This window comes from Flavobacterium micromati (assembly GCF_900129585.1).
GTDB lineage: Bacteria > Bacteroidota > Bacteroidia > Flavobacteriales > Flavobacteriaceae > Flavobacterium > Flavobacterium micromati.
Genome location: NZ_FQWF01000003.1, coordinates 127,623 through 153,255 on the forward strand (window position 1 = coordinate 127,623; position 25,633 = coordinate 153,255).

At 32.6% G+C, this 25,633-nt stretch carries 26 protein-coding genes and 1 pseudogene; 15 read left to right on the top strand and 12 right to left on the bottom strand.

Annotated features, from left to right (window positions below; genetic code table 11):
• Positions 1 to 6 precede the first annotated feature (6 nt).
• Entirely contained in the window at positions 7 to 1,317 is a 1,311-nt protein-coding gene (locus BUB42_RS04240; RefSeq protein ID WP_073017540.1) for a TolC family protein, read from the bottom strand.
• Between the two features lie 243 nt (positions 1,318 to 1,560).
• Between BUB42_RS04240 and BUB42_RS04245 the strand changes: the two genes are divergently transcribed.
• Together BUB42_RS04245 and BUB42_RS04250 are read left to right on the top strand one after the other, a co-directional pair.
• A complete protein-coding gene (locus BUB42_RS04245) occupies positions 1,561 to 2,121 on the top strand; it encodes a YeeE/YedE family protein (protein WP_073017542.1) in 561 nt (186 codons plus the stop codon).
• Positions 2,122 to 2,163: 42 nt separating this feature from the next.
• Entirely contained in the window at positions 2,164 to 2,580 is a 417-nt protein-coding gene (locus BUB42_RS04250) for a DUF6691 family protein (RefSeq protein ID WP_073017544.1), read from the top strand.
• Positions 2,581 to 2,743: 163 nt separating this feature from the next.
• Here the strand turns inward: BUB42_RS04250 and BUB42_RS04255 are convergent, their stop codons facing one another.
• Entirely contained in the window at positions 2,744 to 3,019 is a 276-nt protein-coding gene (locus tag BUB42_RS04255) for an ATP-dependent Clp protease adaptor ClpS (RefSeq protein WP_073017546.1), read from the bottom strand.
• A gap of 43 nt (positions 3,020 to 3,062) precedes the next feature.
• The gene (prmA, locus tag BUB42_RS04260) at positions 3,063 to 3,896 is read right to left on the bottom strand and encodes a 50S ribosomal protein L11 methyltransferase (RefSeq protein ID WP_073017548.1); all 834 of its coding nucleotides are present in this window, start codon (positions 3,894 to 3,896) and stop codon (positions 3,063 to 3,065) included.
• Positions 3,897 to 3,987: 91 nt separating this feature from the next.
• Between prmA and BUB42_RS04265 the strand changes: the two genes are divergently transcribed.
• Positions 3,988 to 5,211 (top strand): porin, encoded by a 1,224-nt coding sequence (locus BUB42_RS04265; RefSeq protein ID WP_073017550.1) that lies wholly within the window; start codon positions 3,988 to 3,990, stop codon positions 5,209 to 5,211.
• 52 nt (positions 5,212 to 5,263) lie between these two features.
• Here BUB42_RS04265 and tpiA read toward each other — a convergent pair whose 3' ends face one another.
• The 4 genes from tpiA to BUB42_RS04285 all read right to left on the bottom strand — a co-directional run bounded on the left by tpiA (position 5,264) and on the right by BUB42_RS04285 (position 8,419).
• Positions 5,264 to 6,016 (bottom strand): triose-phosphate isomerase, encoded by a 753-nt coding sequence (gene tpiA, locus BUB42_RS04270; protein WP_073017552.1) that lies wholly within the window; start codon positions 6,014 to 6,016, stop codon positions 5,264 to 5,266.
• Positions 6,017 to 6,070: 54 nt separating this feature from the next.
• Positions 6,071 to 6,565, bottom strand: coding sequence for a TlpA family protein disulfide reductase (locus BUB42_RS04275; protein WP_073017554.1), 495 nt, complete (start codon positions 6,563 to 6,565; stop codon positions 6,071 to 6,073).
• 189 nt (positions 6,566 to 6,754) lie between these two features.
• Complete coding sequence (locus BUB42_RS04280) at positions 6,755 to 7,855, bottom strand: BT_3928 family protein (protein WP_073017556.1); 1,101 nt, start codon at positions 7,853 to 7,855, stop codon at positions 6,755 to 6,757.
• Between the two features lie 15 nt (positions 7,856 to 7,870).
• Positions 7,871 to 8,419, bottom strand: coding sequence for a DUF1599 domain-containing protein (locus BUB42_RS04285; RefSeq protein ID WP_073017558.1), 549 nt, complete (start codon positions 8,417 to 8,419; stop codon positions 7,871 to 7,873).
• Positions 8,420 to 8,508: 89 nt separating this feature from the next.
• Between BUB42_RS04285 and folP the strand changes: the two genes are divergently transcribed.
• Both folP and BUB42_RS04295 read left to right on the top strand, forming a co-directional pair.
• On the top strand, positions 8,509 to 9,333 hold the full coding sequence (folP, locus tag BUB42_RS04290; protein ID WP_073017560.1) for a dihydropteroate synthase: 825 nt from the start codon (positions 8,509 to 8,511) through the stop codon (positions 9,331 to 9,333).
• Positions 9,334 to 9,335: 2 nt separating this feature from the next.
• Positions 9,336 to 9,968: a hypothetical protein gene (locus BUB42_RS04295; protein WP_073017562.1), complete on the top strand. Its 633-nt coding sequence runs from the start codon at positions 9,336 to 9,338 to the stop codon at positions 9,966 to 9,968.
• A 151-nt stretch (positions 9,969 to 10,119) separates the two neighbouring features.
• Here the strand turns inward: BUB42_RS04295 and BUB42_RS04300 are convergent, their stop codons facing one another.
• The 4 genes from BUB42_RS04300 to BUB42_RS04315 form a co-directional block, all read right to left on the bottom strand.
• Positions 10,120 to 10,590 carry a CHRD domain-containing protein gene (locus BUB42_RS04300; RefSeq protein ID WP_073017564.1) on the bottom strand — a complete coding sequence of 157 codons (471 nt, stop codon included), beginning with the start codon at positions 10,588 to 10,590 and terminating at the stop codon, positions 10,120 to 10,122.
• A 622-nt stretch (positions 10,591 to 11,212) separates the two neighbouring features.
• Entirely contained in the window at positions 11,213 to 11,686 is a 474-nt protein-coding gene (rlmH, locus tag BUB42_RS04305) for a 23S rRNA (pseudouridine(1915)-N(3))-methyltransferase RlmH (protein ID WP_073017566.1), read from the bottom strand.
• Positions 11,687 to 11,714: 28 nt separating this feature from the next.
• Positions 11,715 to 12,206, bottom strand: coding sequence for a CIA30 family protein (locus BUB42_RS04310; RefSeq protein WP_073017568.1), 492 nt, complete (start codon positions 12,204 to 12,206; stop codon positions 11,715 to 11,717).
• Between the two features lie 32 nt (positions 12,207 to 12,238).
• Positions 12,239 to 12,712, bottom strand: a complete 474-nt coding sequence (locus tag BUB42_RS04315) for a hypothetical protein (RefSeq protein WP_073017570.1) — start codon at positions 12,710 to 12,712, stop codon at positions 12,239 to 12,241.
• 228 nt (positions 12,713 to 12,940) lie between these two features.
• Between BUB42_RS04315 and nadC the strand changes: the two genes are divergently transcribed.
• From nadC to priA, 4 genes are all read left to right on the top strand, one after another.
• The gene (gene nadC, locus BUB42_RS04320) at positions 12,941 to 13,798 is read left to right on the top strand and encodes a carboxylating nicotinate-nucleotide diphosphorylase (protein ID WP_073017572.1); all 858 of its coding nucleotides are present in this window, start codon (positions 12,941 to 12,943) and stop codon (positions 13,796 to 13,798) included.
• Positions 13,795 to 14,715 (top strand): YihY/virulence factor BrkB family protein, encoded by a 921-nt coding sequence (locus BUB42_RS04325; protein ID WP_073017574.1) that lies wholly within the window; start codon positions 13,795 to 13,797, stop codon positions 14,713 to 14,715. The genes nadC and BUB42_RS04325 overlap by 4 nt, the downstream gene beginning before the upstream one ends.
• A gap of 2 nt (positions 14,716 to 14,717) precedes the next feature.
• Positions 14,718 to 15,146 carry a DUF2147 domain-containing protein gene (locus tag BUB42_RS04330; RefSeq protein ID WP_073017576.1) on the top strand — a complete coding sequence of 143 codons (429 nt, stop codon included), beginning with the start codon at positions 14,718 to 14,720 and terminating at the stop codon, positions 15,144 to 15,146.
• Between the two features lie 75 nt (positions 15,147 to 15,221).
• The gene (gene priA, locus BUB42_RS04335) at positions 15,222 to 17,672 is read left to right on the top strand and encodes a replication restart helicase PriA (RefSeq protein ID WP_073017577.1); all 2,451 of its coding nucleotides are present in this window, start codon (positions 15,222 to 15,224) and stop codon (positions 17,670 to 17,672) included.
• A gap of 116 nt (positions 17,673 to 17,788) precedes the next feature.
• Here priA and BUB42_RS04340 read toward each other — a convergent pair whose 3' ends face one another.
• On the bottom strand, positions 17,789 to 18,484 hold the full coding sequence (locus BUB42_RS04340) for a LytR/AlgR family response regulator transcription factor (protein ID WP_073017579.1): 696 nt from the start codon (positions 18,482 to 18,484) through the stop codon (positions 17,789 to 17,791).
• Between the two features lie 164 nt (positions 18,485 to 18,648).
• Here BUB42_RS04340 and rpsF point away from each other — a divergent pair, with 164 nt between their 5' ends.
• The 6 genes and pseudogenes from rpsF to ligA form a co-directional block, all read left to right on the top strand.
• Positions 18,649 to 18,990: a 30S ribosomal protein S6 gene (rpsF, locus tag BUB42_RS04345; protein ID WP_073017854.1), complete on the top strand. Its 342-nt coding sequence runs from the start codon at positions 18,649 to 18,651 to the stop codon at positions 18,988 to 18,990.
• Positions 18,991 to 18,992: 2 nt separating this feature from the next.
• Positions 18,993 to 19,289 carry a 30S ribosomal protein S18 gene (rpsR, locus tag BUB42_RS04350; protein WP_073017581.1) on the top strand — a complete coding sequence of 99 codons (297 nt, stop codon included), beginning with the start codon at positions 18,993 to 18,995 and terminating at the stop codon, positions 19,287 to 19,289.
• Positions 19,290 to 19,353: 64 nt separating this feature from the next.
• Positions 19,354 to 19,794, top strand: coding sequence for a 50S ribosomal protein L9 (rplI, locus tag BUB42_RS04355; RefSeq protein ID WP_073017583.1), 441 nt, complete (start codon positions 19,354 to 19,356; stop codon positions 19,792 to 19,794).
• A 97-nt stretch (positions 19,795 to 19,891) separates the two neighbouring features.
• Positions 19,892 to 23,068: a TonB-dependent receptor gene (locus BUB42_RS04360; protein WP_073017585.1), complete on the top strand. Its 3,177-nt coding sequence runs from the start codon at positions 19,892 to 19,894 to the stop codon at positions 23,066 to 23,068.
• 129 nt (positions 23,069 to 23,197) lie between these two features.
• Positions 23,198 to 23,671 (top strand): DUF6495 family protein, encoded by a 474-nt coding sequence (locus BUB42_RS04365; protein ID WP_073017587.1) that lies wholly within the window; start codon positions 23,198 to 23,200, stop codon positions 23,669 to 23,671.
• Positions 23,672 to 23,748: 77 nt separating this feature from the next.
• Positions 23,749 to 25,272 (top strand): annotated as a pseudogene (gene ligA, locus BUB42_RS16895) (NAD-dependent DNA ligase LigA); the annotation flags it as partial.
• Positions 25,273 to 25,633 lie beyond the last annotated feature (361 nt).

Sequence of the window (25,633 nt, forward strand, 5' to 3'; positions counted from 1 at the left end):
ATTCCTTTATTTAGTTAAAAATTGCAAATAGTTTTGAGTGAAATTGTATTCAAAAACAGCTTGTAAAAATTCTAATTCTTTTTGAAACATAAGTGTTTCTGATTGCAACAAGTCAGTTGTTTTTTCTAAACCTTGAGTAAAACGGTTGCTGCGAATACGATATGCCTCCTGCGATTGTTCTAAAGCTAGATTAGAAAGATTCACTTTATTTTCAGCGTCTTTAAGTTGACGATTAGTTTTGTTCAATTCCATTTGGCTTTTAGCCTTGTATTGCTGTGTTTCGATCTCTGATTTTTGGAATTCTGCTTTTGCTTTTACCATTTTTCCTATTGATTTATAGCCGTCGAATAAACTCCATGACAATTGCGCTCCCACTACGTATCCTTTTGCATTAGTTCCAAATAGTGTATCGTCGTATAACTCGTAACTTCCAAAAGCATTTAATCTTGGTAAAAAGTTCATTTTGCTGGATTGTAGCATTTTTGCGTAAGCTTCAGATGATTTATCCATCGCTTGAATATCTTTTCTAGTGATTGAAAGGGTAGGATTTATTGTTTCGATAATAATCGAATTTTCTAATACCTCAATTGGTTTATAAACTTTATTTGTATTGTCTTCATCTAAAAGGAAAGCCAAATAATCAGATGCATTTTGTACATTACTTTTAGCATACTGCAACTGATTTTGAATTTCGTTGACACGAACTTGAACCGAAAGTAAATCTGTTTTTTGAAGTATACCTTGCTTAAAATAGTTTTGAATCAGTTGTAAATTGGCATCAGACGTCTTATTAGCTTTTTCTAAAACGCTAACGGCTTTATAACCTAATTGTAATTCCATGAATGCTTTACTAACTTCTAGTTCGAGATATTCTTTAGTGCGTTCTGTTTGCAACGATAAAGCTTCCATCTTGGCTTTAGCAGCTTTTCTTTGATAAATTCCGTCAACATTTATCAAAGGTTGTAAGATTTCAAATTTAGTAGCAAAGTTTCTAGTTCGTGCGGGATTATTGAGTCGACTTGGATCAAAATCAGAGGTTGTCAAAATTTCCTGATTTAGTCTAGAACCAAAAGCCATTAATGGGTTAGTTGTTGAAATGGCAGTATGAGAAGCCGAAATACTAGGTAAAAACAATGAATTAGATTGTCTGTAATCCGCTTGTGCCGATTTGAAATCTTGATTTGCCATTTTGATTTGGAGATTTTTATCGAATGCTTTTAACCAAACATCTTGTTTAGAAATGGTCAAAGTATCTTGACTGTATAAAGCATTAATGGAGATAATTCCAAGGAGTAGTATAAAATTTATTTTGTTCATAATTGTTTTATCAGGATTATGAAGCAAAGATATAGGGACAAAAAAGGCTGTATGGTAACTTATGTCACACTAGGCAAGAAATGTATTTTTTCAGTATATAAAATGTGATATCAAGTTTCCCTACTGCAATTTTAGTTTTCACAATTCTTTCAAGCTTCGCGTAGTTGCAAAATCAGTACATTTCGCTTGAAAAGTCCTTCGTTGTATTGAAAATGCATGCTATCTTTGTAAAAAAATCAAAATATGGAAATAATATTTCAAACGTGGCCTTGGTACGTTTCAGGATTTATAATAGGTTTGATTATGCTTTGCTTAATTTATTTTGGAAAAACGTTCGGAATGTCGTCTAATTTACGTTCACTATGTTCTATTGCAGGCCTAGGGAGAAAAGTATCTTTTTTTGATTTTGATTGGAAATCACAAAGGTGGAATTTAGTAGTCGTTGCAGGTGCAATGATTGGTGGTTTTGTTGCGGTGAATTTTATGAGCGACCCATCAAACGTTGCTATTAATTCTCAAACAATAGAACAATTAGCTGCAATGGGAATTGATGCACCAAACGGTAAATTAATGCCCGAAACACTTTTTGGCACACAAATTTTTGATTCGCCTAAAATTATTTTAATTCTTCTGGTCGGTGGTCTTTTGATCGGTTTTGGTTCTCGGTATGCTGGCGGTTGTACTTCAGGTCACGCTATTTCTGGATTGAGTAATCTACAAATTCCTTCACTAAAGGCGGTAATTGGATTTTTTGTTGGTGGGTTGATTATGGCTCATTTTTTATTGCCACTTTTATTAAGCTAAGACAAAACCCCTTTCAATTCAATTTAGATAAAAAAACAAAGCATGAAAAACATTTTAAAATATATAATAGTTGGTTTCATTTTCGGAATAGTTTTGACTAAGTCAGAAGCCGTTTCTTGGTATCGCATTTACGAAATGTTCCAATTTCAATCCTTTCACATGTATGGCATTATTTCAGTCGCTATTTTGACAGGAATCATTGGAATACAAATTATTAAAAAAAACAATGTAAAAGATAGTTCAGGCGAACCTATAATAATTGAGGATAAAGAAAAAGGTTCTGCTCGTTATTGGCTTGGCGGCTTATTCTTTGGACTAGGTTGGGCTCTGGTTGGTTCTTGTCCGGGACCTATATTTATTTTGATAGGAGCTGGATTTTGGACTGTTTTTATAGTTCTCTTTGGAGCACTTCTAGGAACTTATCTTTACGGCGTTTTTAAAAATAAATTGCCTCATTAATTTTCACTTTTTTAAAAGCATTATCCATTTTTGATTTCATCTCAAATAATACTCTTTCTGTTTAACGATTGTGTCAATTTAGGAGAAAAAATAAGATGGGCTTAACTTTTAAAATAAAAGTTAAGCCCATCTTTGTAAATATTAATTTATTTTTTACTCTTATTTAAAGGATTTCAGCATTAATTCCTGCTTCTAATAACCGTGTACATTGAAGCTTTAATTTGTCATAATCACCAGTTTTTACAATACATTTTCCGTTATAATGTACAATTAGTGAACATTGTTCTGCTTGTTCAGGGGTGTGTTCACAAACTCGAATTAATGTTTCAATAACGTGATCAAAAGTGTTTACATCATCGTTGTAAACTACAATTTCATTATTTAAATGAACTGATTCTTTACCACTTACTTTTTCTCTTACTTTTTCTTTAGTGCTCATAATATGAAATTTTTACTTTTGTAATTAATAGAAAAAAGTAACACTAGTTTACGAATTTTAAAGATGACCAATTGTTTCTTTCCAGTTTTTTAACAAAAGTTAATCCTTTTTCAGTACAAGAGGTATCAATAAATGGAATGTCTTCTTGATAAAAACCACTTAAAAGCAAAGTGCCATTTGTATTTAAACAATCAACATAGCTTTGCATGTCATTTAATAAAATATTTCGGTTGATATTAGCAATAATCAAATCGTATTTTTTCCCTTGTAGCAATGCCGCATCACCTTCATAAACGCTAATGTGTGTGCATTTATTACGTTCTGCATTTTCAATCGAGTTTAGGTAACACCAATTATCAATGTCGATCGCGTCAATAGGTAGTGCACCTTTCATTTCAGCAAGAATAGCTAAAATTGCTGTGCCGCAACCCATGTCTAATGTTTTCATTCCAGCAACATCCATTTCTAATAAATGTTGAATCATCATGTGGGTTGTTTCATGATGTCCCGTTCCAAAACTCATTTTAGGTTCAATTACAATATCATATTCAGCATTAGTTTTAGGATGAAATGGAGCGCGAACATGACAATTCCCGTCAACATTAATAGCTTCAAAATTCTTTTCCCATTCTTCGTTCCAGTTCACTTGCTCGATTTCTTCAAAAATATAATCGATTGTAAACTCCTCCGACTGCAAAATTTGAATATCATTAAGAATCATTTCGTCCCATAAATCTTTTTGCACAAAAGCCGAAACACCGTTCGCAGTCTCTGTAAAGCTTTCAAAAGCTTTTTCTCCTAATTCTGCAATCAAAATTTCTGATCCCAATTCTTTGGGTTCGATAGTAAAATGATAACCGATATAAATATTTGACATCTTGTTTTTTTTGCAAAGGTAACAATCACTTATCAAATCGTATTTGTAAATCAAATTTTATTTTAAATTTGCACCATACACACAACTAACAATGAAAAGAATCATAATTTTTTTTTTACTGCTCCTTAATTTTAAAGGATCAGCTCAAGAAAATATAATACCTACAAAACTAGATAACGATTTGAAATTATCGGCGCTACCTTATTATAGCTTTGGTAAAGGAATCGGTATTACTTCTCCAGATAGTTTGTATCAGCTTAATATTAGATTCCGAGTTCAAAACAGAGTTACTTATACTGAAAATGAGGGTGAGGAAGGCGCTTATGATGGCCAAATTCGGCGCTTGCGTCTACGATTAGATGGTTATGTAGGTAACCCAAAATTTCTTTATGCCGTCCAATTGTCATTTGCTCCCGGCGATGTTGGCGAAATACGAGAAGGTGAAAACATTAATATTATTCGCGATGCTGTTGTTTTTTACAGACCAAATAAGAATTGGAATATTAGTTTTGGACAAACCAAACTACCGGGAAACCGCCAGCGATTAAATTCGTCGGGAGCTTTGCAGTTGACCGATCGTTCTATTAATAATGCGCGCTTTACTATTGATAGAGATTTTGGATTTCAAGTCCATAATTTAAATGAATATAAAGATAAGTTTTCATACAATTTTAAAACAGCCATTTCCACCGGTGAAGGACGTAATGTTACTGGTAATGCTGACTCTGGTGTTGCATTGACTGGGAAAGTAGAATTGCTACCATTTGGTGCATTTGAGAAAGATGGTGCTTATTTTGAAGGTGATATTATAAGAGAAAAAACGCCAAAATTATTACTGTCAGGAGCTTTCCAGCAAAATAATCGTGCAAGACGAACTCAAGGACAATTAGGGAATGATTTATTTGAGGAACGCACAATGAAATCCGTAATGCTAGATGCAATATTGAAATACAATGGATGGGCAGCGATGTCCAGTTATATGTCTAGAACTACCGCTAAAAACGCTGTAACCGTCAATCCAAACGATGCAATGCAATCTAATTTTGTATACGTAGGTCATGGATTTGATTATCAATTGAGTTACAATTTCCCTTCGAATTACGAAGTTATAGGGAGATTTTCAACTCAAAAAGTAGGAGACGATATAAAATTTTTGGCGCCCGATTCTAAACAGTACACTCTTGGTTTGACTAAATATATTTGGGAACATAACTTTAAGCTACAAACTGAACTAACATTTGATACTCTGAATTCGTTCGATGGCAGCAGAACAAAGAATTGGTATGTGCGCTTTCAAGTAGAAATTGGAATATAAAAAAAGCGATGAAATTAATTATTTCATCGCTTTTTTATGGCTGTAATAAAGTCTAAATAGAATTTACTATTGCTACAAAATCATCTGCTTTCAGAGCAGCGCCGCCAATAAGACCACCGTCAACATCTGGTTTTGAGAAAATTTCTTTTGCATTATCAGGTTTTACGCTGCCACCATAAAGAATCGAAACATTTTCTGCAATATCAACACCAAAGGCAGTTTGAACAGTTTGTCTAATAAATTCATGCATTTCTTGCGCTTGCTCTGGAGAAGCTGTTTCCCCGGTTCCTATTGCCCAAACTGGCTCGTAGGCCAAAACTATACTTTCCCAGTCCTTAGCTTCGATATGAAATAGACCCTCTTTTAATTGGTTTTCAACCACATTAAAATGATTTTTAGTCTGGCGATCTTTTAATTCTTCTCCAAAACAAAAAATAACTGTCATTTCATGTTCTAAAGCGGTATCCACTTTATTGGCAATCAATGCATCCGTTTCTTGAAAAATTGCTCTTCGTTCTGAATGTCCAAGGATTACGATATCAACTCCAACATTCTTTAACATGTCTGCAGAAATTTCTCCAGTAAAAGCGCCAGATTCTGATTGATGAACATTTTGTGCAGCAACATTAATGTTAGTGAATTCTAAATGATCTACAGCAGAAGCTAAATTCACAAATGTAGGAGCAACAATAACTTGTACATCAGTATCTGTTGGTATTTTTGCTATTAATTCGTTTAATAAATCTTCGGTTTGCTCTGCATTTTTATGCATTTTCCAGTTTCCTGCAACAATCTTCTTTCTCATTTTTGTTGTGTTATTTTATTTGTGTTTTTCTTTGGAGCGTGAACTCCTCAATCGCTATTGCAATTTTTTTAAAGTTTCATTAATTTTTTCAAAATCAGTTTCTATAGCGCGGTATAAAACGATTTTACCTTCCTTGTCAACAATGATGTATCGGGGAATCCAATCCACATCAACTGCTTTTGCAAAAACCCCTTTCATTTGGTCATTTGCCATGAAATGAGCTCCTTGTAAATCATGCTTTTCAATACCTTCTTTCCATTTATCAGCGGCTCTATCCATTGAAATAAACAAGTAGGAAACGGTTGGATTTTGCGCTTGTAATTCTTTTATTTTTGGCATTGCTTTCACACAATCACCGCACCAAGAAGCCCAAACCTCAATTACTAATGTCTTTCCTTTATATTTTTGTAAAATATCTTTGAAAGCAACTTGATTTCCATCTGTTGCCAAAAGAGTTTCAGATAAGGCTACTTGCGAGAATTCCGTTTTTTCGCTTTTAGAACATGAAAATGCTGAAAAAGCAAATAAAGCTAATATGATTTTTTTCATTTTTAATAATTTTAGTAAAGTTATAAAAAGAATTGGAATCGATAAGTAATTATAAATTTTCAAAAGTGAATATAAAATTTACTATCGATATAGTTAATAAGTTCAACGTCGCTTTACTCTCGTACAGATCTATAAAAAGCACAAGGTTAAAAAGAACTAGAACTTTAAAATTTTTATTTTGAATTAGTTTTACAACTTCAAATCGCTGAGATCATTGTGATGTACTTTTTGCATTACCGTTCCTTTTTCAAGGATGATAATACTTGGATTCGCTCGTTCAATGGTTTTTAACGTAATTGCATCACAAAAATAAAAATCAAATGTCATCCCAAATTGTTTTTTTGCAATAGCAATTTGCTCCGTCGAAGAAGCTGTCATTCCTGCAACCTTATAGCCTTTTACTTTAGCTTCCAAATATAATTTTTCCATTTTGGCTAAACCGTCTTTATCAGCATTTGGTAAATCGTACGCCACAATCAGCATCGATTTTGGAGCTTCTAAAAATTCTGCTGTATAATCAGAATCGTCTATTTCCATCGTGAAATCGTGAATAGGGGCAATGTAACCTTCAGTAATCACTTTGTCCTTACGGTCAATAAATACGGCTCCCTCGGGAATATTCATCAATTCTTTTTCAGTAAATTCTTTATCTACACCGTTTACTTTATATATAAAGATCATCTCAACCACTGATTTTTCAGCATTATCAGGAATACGCATCCCTGCTTGAATATTATTTCCTACTTTGAAAGGTCTAAAATCAATAATTGGAAGGTGATTTAAAACCATAATCCCCATAAATGAACATAAAATAATGCTGAGATAAATAATTACATTTTGAACAGCATTACTGAATAAAGGCTGGACTAATTTTCTATTGAAATATAAAATTAATATAAAAAATAACAGTACAACATCCTTTGTAAACGATTGCCACGGTGTCAATTTTAGCGCATCGCCAAAACAGCCACAGTCTTTTACAACATTAAAGTAAGCGGAATAAAATGTGAGGAAAGTGAACATCACGATTAAAAGTAGCAGACTCCAAATAGTAATTTTACTTTTATATCCAATGAGTAGCATAATTCCTAAAACCACTTCAAGAATTACTATAAATAAAGCCAGTCCTAAAGAGAAAGGAACAAAAAAGGGCATGTTAAAAACAGGTTCACTAAAATATTCTGCTAATTTATAAGAGAATCCAACGGGATCATTGAGTTTGATCAATCCTGAAATAATAAATAGTATTCCGACAAATATTCTTGAAAACTGCGTTAATATATTTTTCATTTTTGATATTTACTTTTATAATTTTTTTCCAAAACCCATTAAAATCAGCGCAAAAACTGAGTAATTAATCATGTCCTGATAATTAGCATCGATTCCTTCAGATACAAGAGTTTTTCCTTTATTATCTTCAATTTGTTTCACACGAAGGAGTTTTTGCAAAATCAAATCGGTTAGTGAACTTACTCGCATTTCGCGCCAAGCTTCACCATAATCATGATTTTTATTCTCCATCAATTCTTTGGTCAATTTAATTTTGGCATCGTATAATTCAGTTGCTCGTTGAACACTTAAATCGGGTTGCTCTACAACGCCTAATTCTAGTTGAATTAATGCCATAATTGAATAATTGACTATCCCAATGAATTCGCCGCTTTCATCTTCATCTATTTTACGTACTTCATTTTCTTGTAAACTTCTAATACGTTGCGCTTTTATGTAGATTTGATCAGTCAACGATGGAAGTCTCAAAATACGCCAAGCACAACCGTAATCTTTCATTTTATTGACAAATAGTGCCCTACATAGTGCAATAACAGTATTATATTCCTTTGAAGTATTCTTCATTATTGATGTATATTTGTATTCAAATTTTTTCAAAAATAAGACATTTTTTTTTGAAAGTAGAATTTTGATCTCTTTTAAACTATAAACGTATGACTATTAACTGCAAAGGAATATTGGTTGATTTAGCAAAGCCAAAAGTGATGGGTATTTTGAATGTCACGCCAAACTCTTTTTACGACGGTGGAAGGTATAAAAATGAAACGGAAATTCTTTCTCAAGTCGAGAAAATGCTAATAGACGGAGCTGATTTTATTGATATTGGTGCATATTCAAGTAAACCTAATGCTGATTTTGTTTCGCAAGAGGAGGAAATTGCACGAATTATTCCTGTTGTCAATTTAGTTCTAAAACATTTTCCAGAAACCTTTCTATCCATCGATACTTTTAGAAGCAAAGTTGCAGAAATGACATTACAAAATGGTGCAGCAATTATTAATGATATTTCGGCAGGAAATCTTGATGAGAAAATGTTTGCAATAATTGGAAAATATAACGTTCCTTATATTATGATGCATATGCGTGGCAACCCACAAACAATGCAAAGTCTAACCAATTATGATGATGTTGTAAAAGAAATAATGTTCTATTTTTCAGAAAAAATAGCTACTGCGAGAAGTTTTGGAATAAATGATTTAATCATTGATCCTGGCTTTGGCTTTGCTAAAACTTTAGATCAAAACTATGAGGTTTTCCAAAAAATGGAATTATTTAAAATGTTGGAAGTACCATTGCTATCTGGTGTATCTAGGAAATCGATGATTTACAAAACGCTTGATATTGCAATTGAAGATGCATTAAACGGTACAACGGTTTTAAATACGTTGGCACTTACCAAAGGGGCAAAAATTTTAAGAGTACATGATGTAAAAGAAGCGAATGAATGTGTTACCTTATATTATAAAACAAATTCATAATTATGAAATATTTCATGCTAATTGTTTTTTTTGTACTAGGTGCATGTGGTAATGAAGAAGATATTTTTTTGCCAAAATCAAATGTTACGGTCGTAGCCGATATACAAGATCATTCTCCAATTTATATATTTTTTAGACCAAACGGGAAGGATACATTGGCAGAAGTAAACAGGAAAAACAGTATCATTTCTACGAATTGGATTTTGAATATTGATAAGCGTTTGCCTCTAAGATTGGTCATTCCTGAAGTTATGAAACTGCAGCAAAAAAAGCGCATTGAAAAAGCGCACAAGAATGAAAAAGCAGAAAATTATTATTCTTATGCTGATACTATTGGTAAAAACTTAGCTTTTATTCCTTTTACGGATGTGTTTTATAAAATGGAGAAACCTAAAAAATTGACAAGTTTTTTTTATTTTAAAAAGAACGGAGTTACACAATATAACAATAAGACGATCTCAAGAAAAGAGTTGGTTACGGTTTTAAATAATAAATATTCTAAAGATGAAGTAATTTTTTGCTTTGACAAGAATATGTCTTTTGGAGAATACGTCCGCACTACAGTTTTTATAATGGGTTTAAAAGACGTTACAAGTAAAAAAATTTGGAAAGATAGTTTTGAGTTTATTTATTAAGAATAAAGATTTAGTCCCACGATCTTAGTTAGAAATAATTAAATCAAATTTATGTAATTCCTGCTGTAAGCTTAAATAAAAAAAGTCTTAACTCATTATTTTTAATGATGTCAAGACTTTTCGTTTTTAAATAAAAGTAAAGAAATAAACGTTAATAGCCTCCTCCAGTTCGTCCTCCAGTGGTAGCTCCTTGAATTAGCTGACCTCTTATTTCTCCCCCAGGAAATGCCGCACTATGCAAATTTACGTAATACAAGTTTGCTTTTAAATCTGCTTCTTGCGAAGGCGTTAGGGCAACACTTGTAAATGCAATAGGTGAGGCAACACTAGAAAACGGAAAAACTACAGCACCATTTGAGCCCACAGCTCCCAGATGTATATGTCCCATTGTGATCGCTGTAAGAGTGTGAGTAACCGTGATAGAAATTACCTTTGTGGTGTTGTTAAACGAAAGCGTTGCTGTTCCTGTTGCAGTTGAATTATTTGCCGGAACCTCATTTGCACCATTTATTGAAGCAGTAAAAGTGGTAATGCTTGGACCATCGTTTGAGTCATCGTCATTACAAGATATTAAAGTCAAAACAAAAATTGAAAAGGCAAAAAATCTAATTAAATTTTTCATGATTAGTTAGTTAGGATTAAGTTGCTCTAAATTTATAGATTGTTTGTGAAGTTTTAATTTTATTTAACATGAAATTATTTGATGTTTAACTTGCTTTTTAATTATTGAAAAATAAATTTAAAAAGATTATTTATGGCTATTCTAGTTTTGATTTTCATCATGAATTATAATTTTTTAAATCTACTTTAGATTTTTATGAAAAAGTAGTCATATGATTTTTTTAAATGTTGTAGAGTAGGTAAAGATTTTTAGTGAATTATTAATGAGCATTGAGACGCTTCCAGCGTGACAAATAGTGTAATAATTATACAAAGTTACATGACTAACTATCTTTGTCTCCATTCCTAGACGCTTCCAGCGTGACAAATAGAGTAGTAATTTTACAACATGGTACATTAATTGCGATGTTGATCTTCATTAAGAGACGCTTGTAGCGTGACAAATAGAGGTGAAAAATTGACAAGATATTTGATAACAACCTAATGCTATCTGACCACTAACCTCGCATCTTGTACTTGGTGCCTCTAACTTCGCACCTCACACCTTTAAACTCGTACCTCTAACCTCGTACCTCTAACCTCGTACCTCGTACCTCGTACCTCGTACCTCGTACCTAATGCCTTTACCGATGATGATATGGTTCATTTTTCAAAATTGTAAAACCTCTATATAATTGTTCGATAAAAAATAAACGTACCATTTGATGTGAAAAGGTCATTAATGAAAGTGAAATTTTTCCTTGTGCTTTTCCATAAACTGTGTCTGAAAAACCATAAGGTCCACCAATTACAAAAACTAGAGTCTTCACGCCTGAGTTCATTTTTTTTTGTAATTCACCAGAAAAAGCAACACTAGAAAAGGTTTTTCCATTTTCGTCTAATAAAATGAGTTGGTCAGTAGGAGTAATTTTAGATAAAATCAACTCTCCCTCTTTCTCTTTTTGCTGACTTTCAGATAAGTTTTTTACATTTTTGATATCTGGGATAACTTCCAAATCAAATTTGATATAAAAACTTAAACGCTTAGCGTAATCTTCAATTAAAGATTGCAAAGCTGTGTTATCGGTTTTACCAATAGCAATTAATTTGATGTTCATATTATTTCAGTGTCAGACGTAAAACTATTTATTGAACCTTAATACTTTCGATTAATAATTTAAAACTTTCTGTTTCTTTATTTCCAATCAAAAAAGCTATTTCTTCCAAAGTGGAACCATCATAATGGGGAATCGATAGGTTTTGACCTCGAAATGCAGGATACAGTTCCTCAATTGGAATAGTAATAGTTTGCCATTCGCCTGATGTTTTAAAAGGGAATACATAAGAATGAGAATCATTTCTATTAGACTTTACCCTAAACTGATATTGCTTATGATCTCCTTTTAATCGGACTACGAAAAACTTATTTAAAGTTAAAGAAACAGGATTACAATTGTATTTTACAGAACAAAATCCACCATTATTTTCTAATGAAATTTCCCCCTCAAATGTTCCTTGACCTTTATCATTGAGGTAAAATTGACTTTTAGACTCTCCGCCCATAACACTGTCATTGACGACTTTCCAATTGCTAAGATCGCTTTTTGAAGTAAAGTCAAAAATCACTAAATCATCCATAAGTATCTGATTAAAAAGAATCGATAGAATTATTATTTCGGCAACGGTGCGCCAACAGCGATATCGCATCTGTGATTAGTTTGTCCGTGTGGAGGATTCATACCTTCTGGAGTTGGAGTAGTTGGATTTGCTACCGGTGGATTTGTAACTGTTGGAGACGCGTTATTTGAAACAGTTGTTGTTGCAGTTGGAGTAATATTTGGAGTAACAGTTGAAATAGCAGTTTTTGATGTTGTAGGGGCAGAGTTTAAGGGTGCTCCTACCGGCAACTCACAAAGATGTCCCGGTTGGCCATGTGCTGGATTTAATCCAGTGCTTTTATCAGGTGTGTTTGTACTTGTTGTATTAGCAACCGTTGTTTGCTGTTGCAATTTCATTTGATTTCCTACTTCAGTAAATGGAACCACTGTTTTTCGGGTGCTATTTGTGTTTTCAACTTCTGCTTCTTTTTTACAAGAAACTAATAAAATGGTTGATGCAAGAGCTAAACTCAAAAAATATTTCATCGACTTGTGTTTTAATTGTATTTTCAAATGTATGATTTTTAAAAATAAGGCACTAACAATTACAATCGATTTTACTGTTAAATTTAACTTTGCAGCGATATGATAATTAAAAGTACATCAAGAAAATTATTTTCTGGGATCTATTTATACTTTTTTTTAAGAAGGGACTATTGATATTTTCAAATCCGTAAAATATACATTACTTTAGCGTTCTATAAATTTTGTAAAATGATTAGTGAATCGCAGTTCGATAGAGAATTAGAATTAATAATTAAAAATGCAATTCGGGAGGATGTTGGTGCTGGGGATTATAGCTCACTTGCGTGTATTCCTGCAACAGCGACTGGAAAAGCTAAATTATTAGTGAAGGATAACGGCATTATTGCGGGAGTAGCTTTTGCTAAAATGATCTTCAAGTATGTTGATCCAAATTTAGAGGTTGAAACTTTTATAAAAGACGGAGATCAGGTAAAAAAAGGAGACATTGTATTTCACGTTTCTGGCAGTTCGCAATCCATTTTAAAATCAGAACGAGTGGTGTTGAATTCAATGCAAAGGATGTCGGCTATTGCATCAAAGACAGCACAATATGTGCACTTATTACAAGGAACAAAGACAAAAATTCTTGATACACGTAAAACAACTCCAGGATTTAGAGCATGCGAAAAATGGGCTGTAAAAATTGGCGGTGGCGAAAATCATCGATTCGCTTTATACGATATGATTATGCTGAAAGACAATCATAATGATTTTGCAGGCGGTATTACTTTGGCTATAGCCAAAACAAAAACGTATTTAAATAAAAATAATTTAGATCTCAAAATTATTGTTGAAGCTAGAAATTTAGATGAGATCAAAGAAATATTGGAAAGTGACGGCGTTTACAGAATTTTAATAGATAATTTTAATTTTGAAGATACTAAAAAAGCGGTAGTTCTGATTGGCGATAAATGCTTAACAGAATCATCTGGCAATATTAATGAAAGCACCATTCGAACTTATGCAGATTGCGGAGTTGATTATATTTCCTCTGGTGCTTTGACACATTCTGTTTATAACATGGATTTGAGCCTTAAAGCAATATGAGTTTAGAAATTGAAGCAAAATTAGAGAGAATCCCACTGGTACGGAATCTTGTTCACGTCCTAAAAAAAGTAAAGTTGCCATGGCTGGCAGGTTTATCCTTATATGATTTACTAGAACTTTATGGTTTAGGAATAGTTGAAAGCGCATTAACTTACCACGCGAGCGCAATTGCTTTTAGCTTTTTTATGGCTTTATTTCCATTTGCATTATTCATTTTAAATTTAATTCCATTTATACCAATTGAAGGTTTTCAGGAAGATTTCTTAATGTTTGTTAAAGAAGGCGTGCCACCCAATACGTACGACGCAATTTATAAAATCATTAGCGATATCCTTAATAATAGTGATTCTGGTTTATTGTCCTCTGGATTTTTACTTTCCATCTTTTTAATGGCAAATGGTCTCAATGGAATTTTAGGTGGATTTCAAACTTCTCGTCATGTCCTAGTAAAGCGAGGCTTTATTCGGCAGTTTTTAGTTGCATTAGCCATGTCGCTTTTATTGTCGCTGTTACTAATTGTTACTGTATCAACAATTGTTGTTTTTGAAGTCATCATACAAAAAACAGTTTTTAGTGATCAAGTTCAGCTTATCGTTTTAGGAAGATATGCATTTGTAATTTTAATGATTTTAATTACGACTTCAATACTGTTTAAATTTGGAACAAAATACAGTAACGAAAGAGCATTTATCTCAATAGGATCGGTATTTACAACCATTTTAATCATTTTAGATTCGTACTTATTTGGGATTTGGGTGATACAATTTTCACAATACAATGAATTATATGGTTCAATAGGAACATTATTGGTGTTGATGTTTTACATTTGGATCAATTGTATGATTTTATTGTTAGGTTTTGAACTTAACGGTACAGTCAACAAATTAAAAAGAAAAAACAATTATAAAAAAAATTAAAAATGAAAATTACAATAACATTCCTGACTTTACTTATATCAATGACTTTTATAGGTCAAAATCAAACTGTTTTAGGGAAATGGAAAACAATCGATGACGAGACAGGTAAAGCTAAATCTATTGTTGAAATTTACGAACGTTCAGGTAAAGTTTATGGCAAAATCATAGATATACTTGACGTAAATAAGAAAAAAAGCTTGTGTACGAATTGTACTGGTGACGATAAAAACAAGCCTGTTCTTGGACTTGTTATAATAAAAGGCCTCAAGAAAGACGGTGCCGAATATAATTCAGGAAAAATTTTAGACCCAATAACGGGAAAAGAATACAAATGCTTTTTAGCATTAGAAGGGAATGAAAAATTAAAAGTCCGCGGTTATATTGGTATTTCATTATTTGGACGTACACAAACTTGGCAGCGAGTAAAATAATTTTAAAATGTGAGTTATGAGTTAATTATACCAATTCAAAACATACCTCAAAACATAACTCATAATTGATTTTCAATGTATTTTGTAGAAGTAATTTTACCGCTTTCGTTAGCCAAAACCTTTACGTACAGTATATCAGAAGCCGAATTTCATTACCTAAAAATAGGAATGAGAGTCGCAGTTCCTTTTGGCAAAAGTAAAATTTACACTGCTTTGGCTATAGAAATCCATCAAAATAAACCCACTTTATATGATGCTAAGGAAATTCATCAAATTCTTGATGAGTTTCCTGTCGTGACACCCATTCAAATTGCTCATTGGCAATGGATTGCTTCCTATTATATGTGTGCAATAGGTGATGTATACCGCGGTGCTATGCCAAGTGCACTCTTGCTGGAAAGTGAAACTTTAATTTCCCAAAATAATCACCAGGTAATTGATCCCAGTCAATTAACTGATGATGAGTTTCTTATTTACGAAGCTTTACAACAACAAAGCTCATTAAAAGTTCAGGATATAATTGCGATCCTAAACAAAAAGAATATATTTCCTGTTATCCAGAAATTGATTGACAAAAATATTTTAGTGCTGCAAGAAGAAATTCAGGAAAGTTACAAGCCAAAGTTAGTTCGATACATTCGCCTTCATCCTAAATACGATTCCAATCAAGGATTGAGCGAATTATTAGAAAGTTTAAAAAACGCTAACAAACAAAAAGCGGTTGTAATGCGTTATTTCCAAATAAGCGCATCGGAAAAAAAACCTATCTCAGTAAAAAAACTAGCTAATGAAGCTAATTCTACTGCTGCAATTGTTAAAGCTTTGATTGAGAAAGAAATTTTTGAAGATTACTTTTTAGAGGAAGATCGAGTAATTTTCAAAGGAAAAATAACTGAAAAAGAACTACAACTTAGTGCACAACAAAACAGGGCTTTTCTCGAAATAAAAGAGAGTTATTTAAAAAAAGAAGTTTGCTTACTTCACGGTGTAACAAGCAGTGGAAAAACAGAAATTTATATTAAACTAATTGAAGAATACTTAGAAACGGGAAAACAAGTTTTGTATTTACTGCCAGAAATCGCTTTGACGACTCAATTAGTAGGTCGATTAAGGACTTATTTTGGAAATAAAGTCGCTGTTTTTCATTCGAAATATAATAATAACGAACGCATCGAAGTTTGGAACCAAGTTTTAAAAAATTCTGAGAAGGCTCAAGTGGTGATAGGAGCAAGGTCTGCTTTGTTTTTGCCATTTGCTGATCTAGGATTTATTATTGTGGATGAAGAGCACGAACAAACTTTTAAGCAAGTGGATCCAGCGCCGCGTTATCATGCACGAGATGCCGCAATAGTATTGGCTTATTCTCATAAAGCAAAAGTGTTATTGGGTTCAGCAACTCCTAGTATCGAAACGTATTTTAATGCTAAAAGTGGAAAATTTGGCTTGGTGGAAATCTCAAAACGTTATGGAAATGTGATGATGCCTTCTATTGAATTGGTTGATTTAAAAGATAAATACTTTCGAAAAAAAATGACTGGGCATTTCAGTGATATTTTAATTGAAGAAATAACTAGCGCGCTATCAAGGGACGAACAAATAATATTATTTCAAAATCGCAGAGGCTATTCTCCCGTTATTGAATGTATAACGTGCGGTCATGTTCCACAATGCCAGCAATGCGACGTGAGTTTGACGTATCACAAACACAAAAACCAGTTGCGCTGTCATTACTGCGGTTATACGATGGCAAAACCCACACATTGCCAAGCTTGTTCCAGTGTTGATTTGACTACAAAAGGATTTGGGACAGAACAAATTGAACAAGAGTTAATTTCAATTTTTCCACAATCTAAAATTGGAAGGATGGATCAAGATACTACTCGAGGAAAATTTGGTTTTGAGAAAATCATTGATAGTTTTAAGAACAGAGAAGTTGATATTTTAGTAGGAACACAAATGTTGGCCAAAGGTTTAGATTTTGATAACGTAAGTCTTGTTGGGGTCATGAATGCCGATAATATGTTGTATCATCCTGATTTTAGGGCGTTTGAACGCAGTTATCAAATGCTAACTCAGGTTGCTGGTAGATCAGGACGAGCCGAGAAGCAAGGTAAGGTAATTATTCAAACGTATAATCCAGATCATAATATAATTCAGCAGGTGACAACTAATAATTATGGCGCGATGTACAATGAACAGTTATATGATCGCCAAATTTATAAATATCCACCCTATTTTAGAATTATAAAAGTAACATTGAAACAGCGTGATTTTGAAAAATTAAAAGCAGGTTCATTATGGTTGTATGAAGTGATGCGTCAAAATCTTCTAATGCCCGTTTTAGGTCCGGAAGAGCCAGTAATTAGTAGGATACGGAACGAGTACATTCGAACTATAATTATAAAAATACCGCAGAATATATCAATTGGAATAACAAAAAAAGCGATCCAAAAAATGTTGAATAGTTTTGAAGCCGTGGCGCAGTTTAGAGCTATTAAGGTAACCCTAAATGTTGATTTTTATTAAAGTGGCAAAAGCGTAAAATTATTAAAACGTAAACATAAAAAAAATTCTAATTCTTGCGATGGCTTATAAAACCTAGTGCAAGAATTAGAATAATTTAACTTGTTATTGTTGCCAGTTTATTGATAAGAAAGAGCTTTAATTAAGTCTTCTTTTTTATGACGACTCAGGGGAATTTTAGTTGGACCAATCTCCGCGAATTTACTATTGAAGCGTTCAACTTTATCAATATTGATAATGTATGATTTATGAACCCTTACAAATTTATCTTTTGCCAAGTCATTTTCAAAAGCTTTCATTGTTGAAAGAACTAGGTTGCTGTCATCTTCAGTTACAACCCGTACATAATCCCCAAAAGCTTCAATCCACTTAATTTTTGAAGTGAAAATTTTTAATTTTTTCAGATTACTTTTGATAAAAATATGCTCTCCCTCTTCCTCTTTGGGATCATTTTTCAGCGCATAAAAATCAATAGCTCGCTTTACAGAGGCATTAAAACGATCAATAGCAATTGGTTTTTGCAGATAGTCGGTTGCATCATAATCAAAAGCTTTCATCGCATATTCAGCCTTGGACGTTATAAAAATAATTTGTGGTTTTACTTTGAGTCCATCAAGAAAATCAAAACCACTAATCACAGGCATTTCGATATCGAGAAAGATTAAATCAACATTGTAAATTGACATACAGCTTTTTGCTTCTATAGCGTTAGAAAAATCGCCGATCAATTTAAGATTCTGATGATTATTAACTAACTTTGCAATAATCATTCTCTGTATAGAACTATCATCTACTACAACACAGTTTAGTTTCATAATTAAAAAATTTAGATTAAGCTTTGTAAACTTAAACTTTTTTATTGAAATAGAAACTGTTGTAACTATTTTTTTTGTTTTTAAACGAATTTAGCAATAAAGCCATTGCTGGATCAGTTAAATTGTTTACTTTTGCACCCAAAATAACAAATAAATATATATTTATGAATCATTATGAAACTGTTTTCATTTTAAATCCCGTTTTATCTGAAGTTCAGGTAAAGGAAACAGTAAGCAAATTTGAAGATTTTCTTACTAGTAGAGGAGCAGAAATGGTGTCGAAAGAAGACTGGGGCCTGAAAAAAATGGCTTACGAAATTCAAAACAAAAAATCTGGTTTTTACCATTTATTCGAATTCAAAGTAGCTGGAGAAATTCTAATTGCTTTTGAAACTGAATTTAGACGTGACGAGAGAATCATGCGTTTCTTGACTGTAAGTCTTGACAAACATGCAATTTCTTGGGCTGAGAGAAGAAGAACTAAATTAAAAGCAACAAAAGCATAATCATGGCTACACTACAACAATCGGCTTCAGGAAAAAAAGACGGAGATATTAGATATCTTACGCCTTTAAACATAGAGACAAACAAACAAAAAAAGTATTGTCGTTTTAAAAAATCAGGTATCAAGTATATTGATTATAAAGATGGTGATTTCTTATTGAAATTCGTAAACGAACAAGGAAAAATTCTTCCTCGTCGTTTGACAGGAACTTCATTAAAATACCAAAGAAAAGTTTCAGTTGCTGTAAAAAGGGCGCGTCACTTAGCTTTAATGCCTTACGTGGCGGATTTACTAAAATAATATTAAACTCAGTTGTTGGTTTTCTGAAATATGAAACCTAACTTCTATAATAAAGGACAACAACATGGAACTTATTTTAAGACAAGACGTTCAAAATTTAGGATTTAAAGACGATATCGTTACTGTAAAAAACGGTTTTGGTCGTAACTTTTTGATCCCAACAGGTCAAGCACATTTAGCGACTTCTTCTGCAAAGAAAGTATTAGCTGAAAATCTTAAACAAAGAGCGCACAAAGAAGCTAAAGTAGTTGCAGATGCTAAAACATTAGCAGAAGCGCTTAAAGCTATTGAAATTAAAATCTTTGCAAAAGCAGGTGGAGAAAAATTATTCGGATCAATCACGAATATTGATATCGCCGAAGCATTAACTAAAGGTGGACAACAAGTAGAAAGAAAATTTATTACAAGCGGTATCGTTAAACGTACTGGTAAATATAACGCTAGCGTTCGTTTACACAGAGACGTAATCGTTGAATTAGATTATGAAATTGTTGCTGAGAAATAGTATTTGTTAATATATTGTTAATAAATTATTAAAATCACTCTTCGGAGTGATTTTTTTTTGTTTAATTTCGCGCCATAAACAACACAAACTAACAAAAATGAACAAGATTATTACATTTTTTCTAATTTTTTGTAGTTTTTACCTTTTGCAAGGGCAAACAACTACATCAAGTATTAAAGGAATTGTTAAAAGCTCAAGCGGTGAAACACTTCCGGGGGCAACTATCCAGGCAGTTCATACGCCAACTGGTTCTAAATATTCAGCGTTATCAAATACTGATGGTAGATTCAATATGTTAAATATGAGAGTTGGTGGGCCTTATAAAGTTGTAGTAACTTTTATTGGTTATCAAACACAAGAGCTTAACGATGTTTACCTTGAATTAGGAAAACCACTTATCTTTGATGCCTTGTTAAATGATGAAAGTCAGCAACTGAATGAAATTAAGATTACGGGTTCAAAAAACAAAGTTTTTGGAAGCGGAAGAACAGGGGCTGAGACGACTATTAGTAGAAAAGAATTGACTGTTTTACCTACAATTTCTCGATCTGCTGCTGATTTTACTCGTTTAGAGCCTTCTGCAAGCAAAGGATCTTTTGGTGGTAGAAATGAAAAGTACAATAACTTTTCTCTTAATGGAGCAGTTTTTAATAATCCGTTTGGTTTAGATGCAGCAACTCCGGGAGGTCAAACAGGTGCTCAACCAATTTCGTTGGATGCCATTGAGCAAATCCAAGTAGCGACTGCGCCTTATGATGTAACTTTATCAGGATTTACAGGAGCATCAGTAAATGCAGTTACTAAGTCTGGTTCTAATGAATTTCACGGTACTGCTTATGCATTTTTTAGAAATCAAGATTTAACAGGAAGTAAAATTAACGGAGAAAAAATATTTGTTCCTTCATTAGAGCAAACGCAAGCGGGATTTAGTATTGGTGGACCAATTATTAGAGACAAATTGTTCTTTTTTGCCAATTATGAAATTGATGAAAGAAGTGATTTAGGTTCTAATTTTGTTGCCAATAATGGAGACGGCATTACTGGTGTAAATGAATCCAGAGTATTAGAAAGTGATTTAATTGCTATTTCTTCTGCACTAGGAGGATTAGGGTATGATACTGGATCTTATCAAGGATTCAAGCATAATTCTAATTCAAATAAAGGAATTATCAAGTTAGATTGGAATATCAATGACAACAATAAATTAGCTGTTATTTATAACTTTTTGAATGCATCCAAAGATAAACCAGCACACCCATCGGCATTAGGTTTTAGAGGTCCAGATGCAAACACACTGCAATTTGAAAAATCTGGTTACCAAATTAACAATGAATTAGATTCGTTTTTAGTGGAATTGAACTCTAAAGTTAGCGAAACAGTATCTAATAAATTGCAAGCCGGATACACGCATTTTAATGATTTTAGAAATCCATTTTCTGCTCCAGCTCCAGTAATTAATATTCAAAAAGATGGATCTAATTATATTATTGCAGGACATGAACCGTTTTCGATAAATAACACATTGGATCAAAAAGTATTGCAAATCACCAATAATTTAAGTTATACCGTTGGTAAACATGCTTTCACATTTGGTGCTTCATTTGAAAAATATCAATTTAAAAATTCATTTAACTTAGGGGGTTATGATAATTTTGGTAACCCTAATGGTTATGCTGGTACTTTCTTCTCTCCTTATTTTACAACTCAGAACTTTTTGGATGATGCTGCAAGACCATTTGCGACTAGTATTATTGCTCAAAATTTGCTATTTGCACAAACTACTAATACTTCAAGAAATTCTTTTGGAGTTGGTGAAGACAATGGATGGAGATTAGCAGAGTTAAATGTAGGCCAAGTAGCTTTGTACGCGCAAGATGATTGGAATATAACTGAAAATTTTAAACTAGCTTTAGGATTAAGAATTGATAAGCCATTGTATTTTGACACTTCTGATTTAATTCAGAAATACATAAACACACAAAATGGAGCTTCTAGAGATAATAATATTTCATACTACAACCCTCAAACTGGAGCGAATGAGCAATTAATTTCTACAACATTGCCAACTGACAAATTGTTATGGTCTCCAAGAATGGGGTTCAACTGGGATGTATTGGGAGATAAAACGACACAAATTCGTGGAGGTTCAGGGATTTTTACTGGTAGACTTCCTTTTGTATGGCTAGGAAACCAAGTGAGTGGTGCTGCTGATGATTTTTTCCAAATCATGGATAAAAATTTCCAATGGCCACAAGTATGGAGATCTAGTTTAGGATTAGATCACCGTTTTAAAAACGATTATATCGCTACATTTGATATGTCATATAATAAGGATATTAACGGAGTTCATGTTCAAAACTGGGGCTTAAGAACACCTTCGGGTACTTTAGCAGGAACAGATAATCGTGCGATTTACAACTCAACTGATAAAGGCGCGAAAAATGCTTATGTAATGACAAATTCTAATAAAGGATATGTTGTAAATACATCTGTTAAATTGCAAAAAACATTTGATAATGGTTTATTCGCAAGTTTAGCTTACAATTATTTAGTTTCGAAAGACGTAAACTCTATCGAAGCTGAAATCACAGGTGATGCATTTGCATTTAATCCAGCGTTAGGCAATGTTAATAATGCTGTTTTATCTAATTCTAAATACGGGGATACACATCGTTTTATAGGTGTAGGTTCTAAGAAATGGAAATATGGTGCTAATGAAAAGTGGGCTACAACTGTATCAACTTTCTTTGAATATGCTCAAGGTGGTCGTTTCAACTATATTTACGGTGGTGATATCAACAATGATGGTTCATCAACAAATGATCTAATTTATGTACCTACTACAGCCGAAATTAGTTCAATGGCTTTTACTGGAGCAAATCAAGGTGCGGCTTTTAATGCTTTTATAGATCAAGATAAATATTTAAGTGAGAGAAGAGGCCAATATGCCGAGCGCTACGGTGCTTTATCTCCATGGAGAGGAAAGTGGGACATGAAATTGATTCAAGATTATAACTTTAAACCTTCTTCAAGTTCTAATCAAACCAACACGATCCAGTTTAGTGTTGATGTGTTAAATGTTGGAAACTTGCTGAATTCTGATTGGGGATTAGTTCAAGTTCCTACAAGTATTCAACCAATTGGTGTAGCTGTAGATCAAACTACTAAAGTTCCTACTTACACTTTCAACGGAACTCAGACTAAAACATTTAATTTTGATGCGAGTTTATTGTCAAGATGGCAAGCACAATTTGGAATTAGATATATATTCTAATATTTAGAAATAATAATTAAAGCCTTCTTGAAAAAGAAGGTTTTTTTTTGGTTTAAAAATTATAAATTTGCACAGAATTAAATAGTTAAAACTTTCTGCTCTCGCGGGCTTTGCAGTAAAATAAATTTCATGAAATATACCAGATTAACAAAAGAACAATTTGAAGAATTACATCAAGAGTTTAGTACTTTTCTAGCTACTCAAACAATTGATAAAACTGAATGGGATACAATTAAAAAAGAAAAACCTGAAGTTGCTGAACAAGAATTAGATATTTTTTCTGATTTAGTTTGGGAAGGTGTTTTAACAAAAGCAGAATATCTAGAACATTTTTCTAAAAGTCATATCTTTCTTTTTCAATGTTTTGACACTTACGTAAATTCTATTGTTTTAAAATCAGTAGTACCAGAAACTGATTTTTTAACTCGAGAAGGTCTGCAATGGCTCAGCGATAATATGTTCACTGATACAATTGAAATGAAGATTGGAAAAAAGGAATTTACAGAGGAACGCAACAGTTCTATATTTGAATTAATTCAACAAGGTGCTTTCTTGAGCGACGGTCTTTTATACAAACAAATAAATTCTATAATTGAGGGATAAAGTTATTGTTTTATACTCAAATTAGTTATTTTAGTGAATTCGTAGAAGAAACCAAATAATTACCTTTTTTATTCAACATGGACATTCAAAATACAATTCAAACTTTACGAGAGGAATTAAATCAGCATAATTATAATTATTATGTGCTGGATCAAGGTATTATTTCGGATTATGAGTTTGACCTGAAATTAAAACAACTTCAAGAGCTTGAAAGTTTATATCCTGAATATTTTGATGACAATTCGCCTTCGCAAAGAGTCGGTGGAGCAATAACTAAAAATTTTCAAACCGTTCCCCATGATTACCGAATGTATTCTTTGGATAATTCCTATTCAAAAGAAGAAGTACTTGACTGGGAAAAACGAGTCCAAAAAGTGCTGGGAGATGTTCCTTTAGAATTTACTTGCGAATTAAAATATGATGGTGCATCGATAAGTATCACTTATGAAGACGGAAAATTAAAACGTGCTGTTACGCGTGGAGATGGTTTTCAAGGTGATGATGTAACTAATAATATCAAAACCATAAAATCGGTACCATTAAAATTAAAAGGAGAATTCCCTGCTAAATTTGATATTCGTGGCGAAATTATTTTGCCCTTTGCCGGTTTCGAAAAAATGAATCAGGATTTAGTCGAAATTGGAGAAACACCTTATTCTAATCCACGAAACACAGCCTCTGGAAGTTTAAAATTACAGGATAGCGCAGAAGTTGCAAAACGTCCATTAGATTGTTTATTGTATTTTATAGTTGGAAACAACTTACCATTTAAGTCCCAGTTTGAAGGGCTTGAAGTTGCCAGAAAGTGGGGCTTTAAAGCTCCTGTAGAAGCAAAATTAGCCCACAATTTAAACGAGGTTTTTGATTTTATTGACTATTGGGACACACACAGACACAATCTTCCTTATGAAACCGATGGTGTGGTAATAAAAGTAAATTCATTCTATCATCAGGATGAATTGGGTTTTACTGCTAAATCGCCACGTTGGGCAATTGCCTATAAATTTAAATCAGAACAGGTTTCCACTAAATTAAATTCTATTTCTTATCAAGTTGGTCGAACAGGCGCGATAACACCAGTTGCTAATTTAGAGGCAGTGCAACTTGCGGGAACTATTGTAAAAAGAGCTTCATTACACAATTCTGATCAAATTGCGAAATTAGATATTCGAATAGGCGATACTGTTTTTGTCGAAAAAGGAGGCGAAATCATCCCAAAAATAATCGCAGTTGATTTGAGTAAACGCTCTGAAGATTCCGAATTTACAGAATATATTACACATTGCCCGGAATGCAAAACTTTGCTAGTACGCAATGAAGGTGAAGCAAATCATTATTGTCCCAATTTTTATGGTTGTCCACCCCAAATTATTGGTCGAATTCAGCATTTTGTTTCAAGAAAAGCCATGGATATTGAAGGTTTAGGCGGTGGTACGATAGATCTACTATATTTTAATAAGAAGATTTTAGATTATTCTGATTTATATTTTTTGAAATATGAACACATTTTTGGCTTAGAAAAATGGTTAGATAATGAAAATGCGGGAAATAAATATAATAGTCAGCTTCAAGTCAAATTAGATAAAGCTATTTATGGCTTGTCAAAAGGATGGGGAAATTTGACTCTTGATGATTGTATAAAAATTGGAAATAAAATTGTATCAATTAATGATGTTTTTAATATAAATGTATTAGAGTCAGAAATTGATTCGAAGAAATACAAAGTCTTTCTAGACAAAATGTCATCTGCTAAAAAAATAATCCAAGAAACTAATTATAGTTCTTTTGATCATTATGTTTCGTTAAATTATTTGTTAGATTTAAAGTTTAGCAGCTATTTTTTAAATGATATTTTTATGCAAAATTCTTTAATAAAAATGAATTATATTGATAATTTATTGACTTTGGAAACTTTAAAAAACGACAAAAAATTTGAAGCTTTTGTTGTCAGTATATCCGATA

Excerpts from the sequence above, each read along its gene's own strand:
- BUB42_RS04240 (WP_073017540.1), bottom strand. The coding sequence starts at position 1,317 with ATGAACAAAATAAATTTTATACTACTCCTTGGAATTATCTCCATTAAT.
- BUB42_RS04245 (WP_073017542.1), top strand. The coding sequence starts at position 1,561 with ATGGAAATAATATTTCAAACGTGGCCTTGGTACGTTTCAGGATTTATA.
- BUB42_RS04250 (WP_073017544.1), top strand. The coding sequence starts at position 2,164 with ATGAAAAACATTTTAAAATATATAATAGTTGGTTTCATTTTCGGAATA.
- BUB42_RS04255 (WP_073017546.1), bottom strand. The coding sequence starts at position 3,019 with ATGAGCACTAAAGAAAAAGTAAGAGAAAAAGTAAGTGGTAAAGAATCA.
- prmA (WP_073017548.1), bottom strand. The coding sequence starts at position 3,896 with ATGTCAAATATTTATATCGGTTATCATTTTACTATCGAACCCAAAGAA.
- BUB42_RS04265 (WP_073017550.1), top strand. The coding sequence starts at position 3,988 with ATGAAAAGAATCATAATTTTTTTTTTACTGCTCCTTAATTTTAAAGGA.
- tpiA (WP_073017552.1), bottom strand. The coding sequence starts at position 6,016 with ATGAGAAAGAAGATTGTTGCAGGAAACTGGAAAATGCATAAAAATGCA.
- BUB42_RS04275 (WP_073017554.1), bottom strand. The coding sequence starts at position 6,565 with ATGAAAAAAATCATATTAGCTTTATTTGCTTTTTCAGCATTTTCATGT.
- BUB42_RS04280 (WP_073017556.1), bottom strand. The coding sequence starts at position 7,855 with ATGAAAAATATATTAACGCAGTTTTCAAGAATATTTGTCGGAATACTA.
- BUB42_RS04285 (WP_073017558.1), bottom strand. The coding sequence starts at position 8,419 with ATGAAGAATACTTCAAAGGAATATAATACTGTTATTGCACTATGTAGG.
- folP (WP_073017560.1), top strand. The coding sequence starts at position 8,509 with ATGACTATTAACTGCAAAGGAATATTGGTTGATTTAGCAAAGCCAAAA.
- BUB42_RS04295 (WP_073017562.1), top strand. The coding sequence starts at position 9,336 with ATGAAATATTTCATGCTAATTGTTTTTTTTGTACTAGGTGCATGTGGT.
- BUB42_RS04300 (WP_073017564.1), bottom strand. The coding sequence starts at position 10,590 with ATGAAAAATTTAATTAGATTTTTTGCCTTTTCAATTTTTGTTTTGACT.
- rlmH (WP_073017566.1), bottom strand. The coding sequence starts at position 11,686 with ATGAACATCAAATTAATTGCTATTGGTAAAACCGATAACACAGCTTTG.
- BUB42_RS04310 (WP_073017568.1), bottom strand. The coding sequence starts at position 12,206 with ATGGATGATTTAGTGATTTTTGACTTTACTTCAAAAAGCGATCTTAGC.
- BUB42_RS04315 (WP_073017570.1), bottom strand. The coding sequence starts at position 12,712 with ATGAAATATTTTTTGAGTTTAGCTCTTGCATCAACCATTTTATTAGTT.
- nadC (WP_073017572.1), top strand. The coding sequence starts at position 12,941 with ATGATTAGTGAATCGCAGTTCGATAGAGAATTAGAATTAATAATTAAA.
- BUB42_RS04325 (WP_073017574.1), top strand. The coding sequence starts at position 13,795 with ATGAGTTTAGAAATTGAAGCAAAATTAGAGAGAATCCCACTGGTACGG.
- BUB42_RS04330 (WP_073017576.1), top strand. The coding sequence starts at position 14,718 with ATGAAAATTACAATAACATTCCTGACTTTACTTATATCAATGACTTTT.
- priA (WP_073017577.1), top strand. The coding sequence starts at position 15,222 with ATGTATTTTGTAGAAGTAATTTTACCGCTTTCGTTAGCCAAAACCTTT.
- BUB42_RS04340 (WP_073017579.1), bottom strand. The coding sequence starts at position 18,484 with ATGAAACTAAACTGTGTTGTAGTAGATGATAGTTCTATACAGAGAATG.
- rpsF (WP_073017854.1), top strand. The coding sequence starts at position 18,649 with ATGAATCATTATGAAACTGTTTTCATTTTAAATCCCGTTTTATCTGAA.
- rpsR (WP_073017581.1), top strand. The coding sequence starts at position 18,993 with ATGGCTACACTACAACAATCGGCTTCAGGAAAAAAAGACGGAGATATT.
- rplI (WP_073017583.1), top strand. The coding sequence starts at position 19,354 with ATGGAACTTATTTTAAGACAAGACGTTCAAAATTTAGGATTTAAAGAC.
- BUB42_RS04360 (WP_073017585.1), top strand. The coding sequence starts at position 19,892 with ATGAACAAGATTATTACATTTTTTCTAATTTTTTGTAGTTTTTACCTT.
- BUB42_RS04365 (WP_073017587.1), top strand. The coding sequence starts at position 23,198 with ATGAAATATACCAGATTAACAAAAGAACAATTTGAAGAATTACATCAA.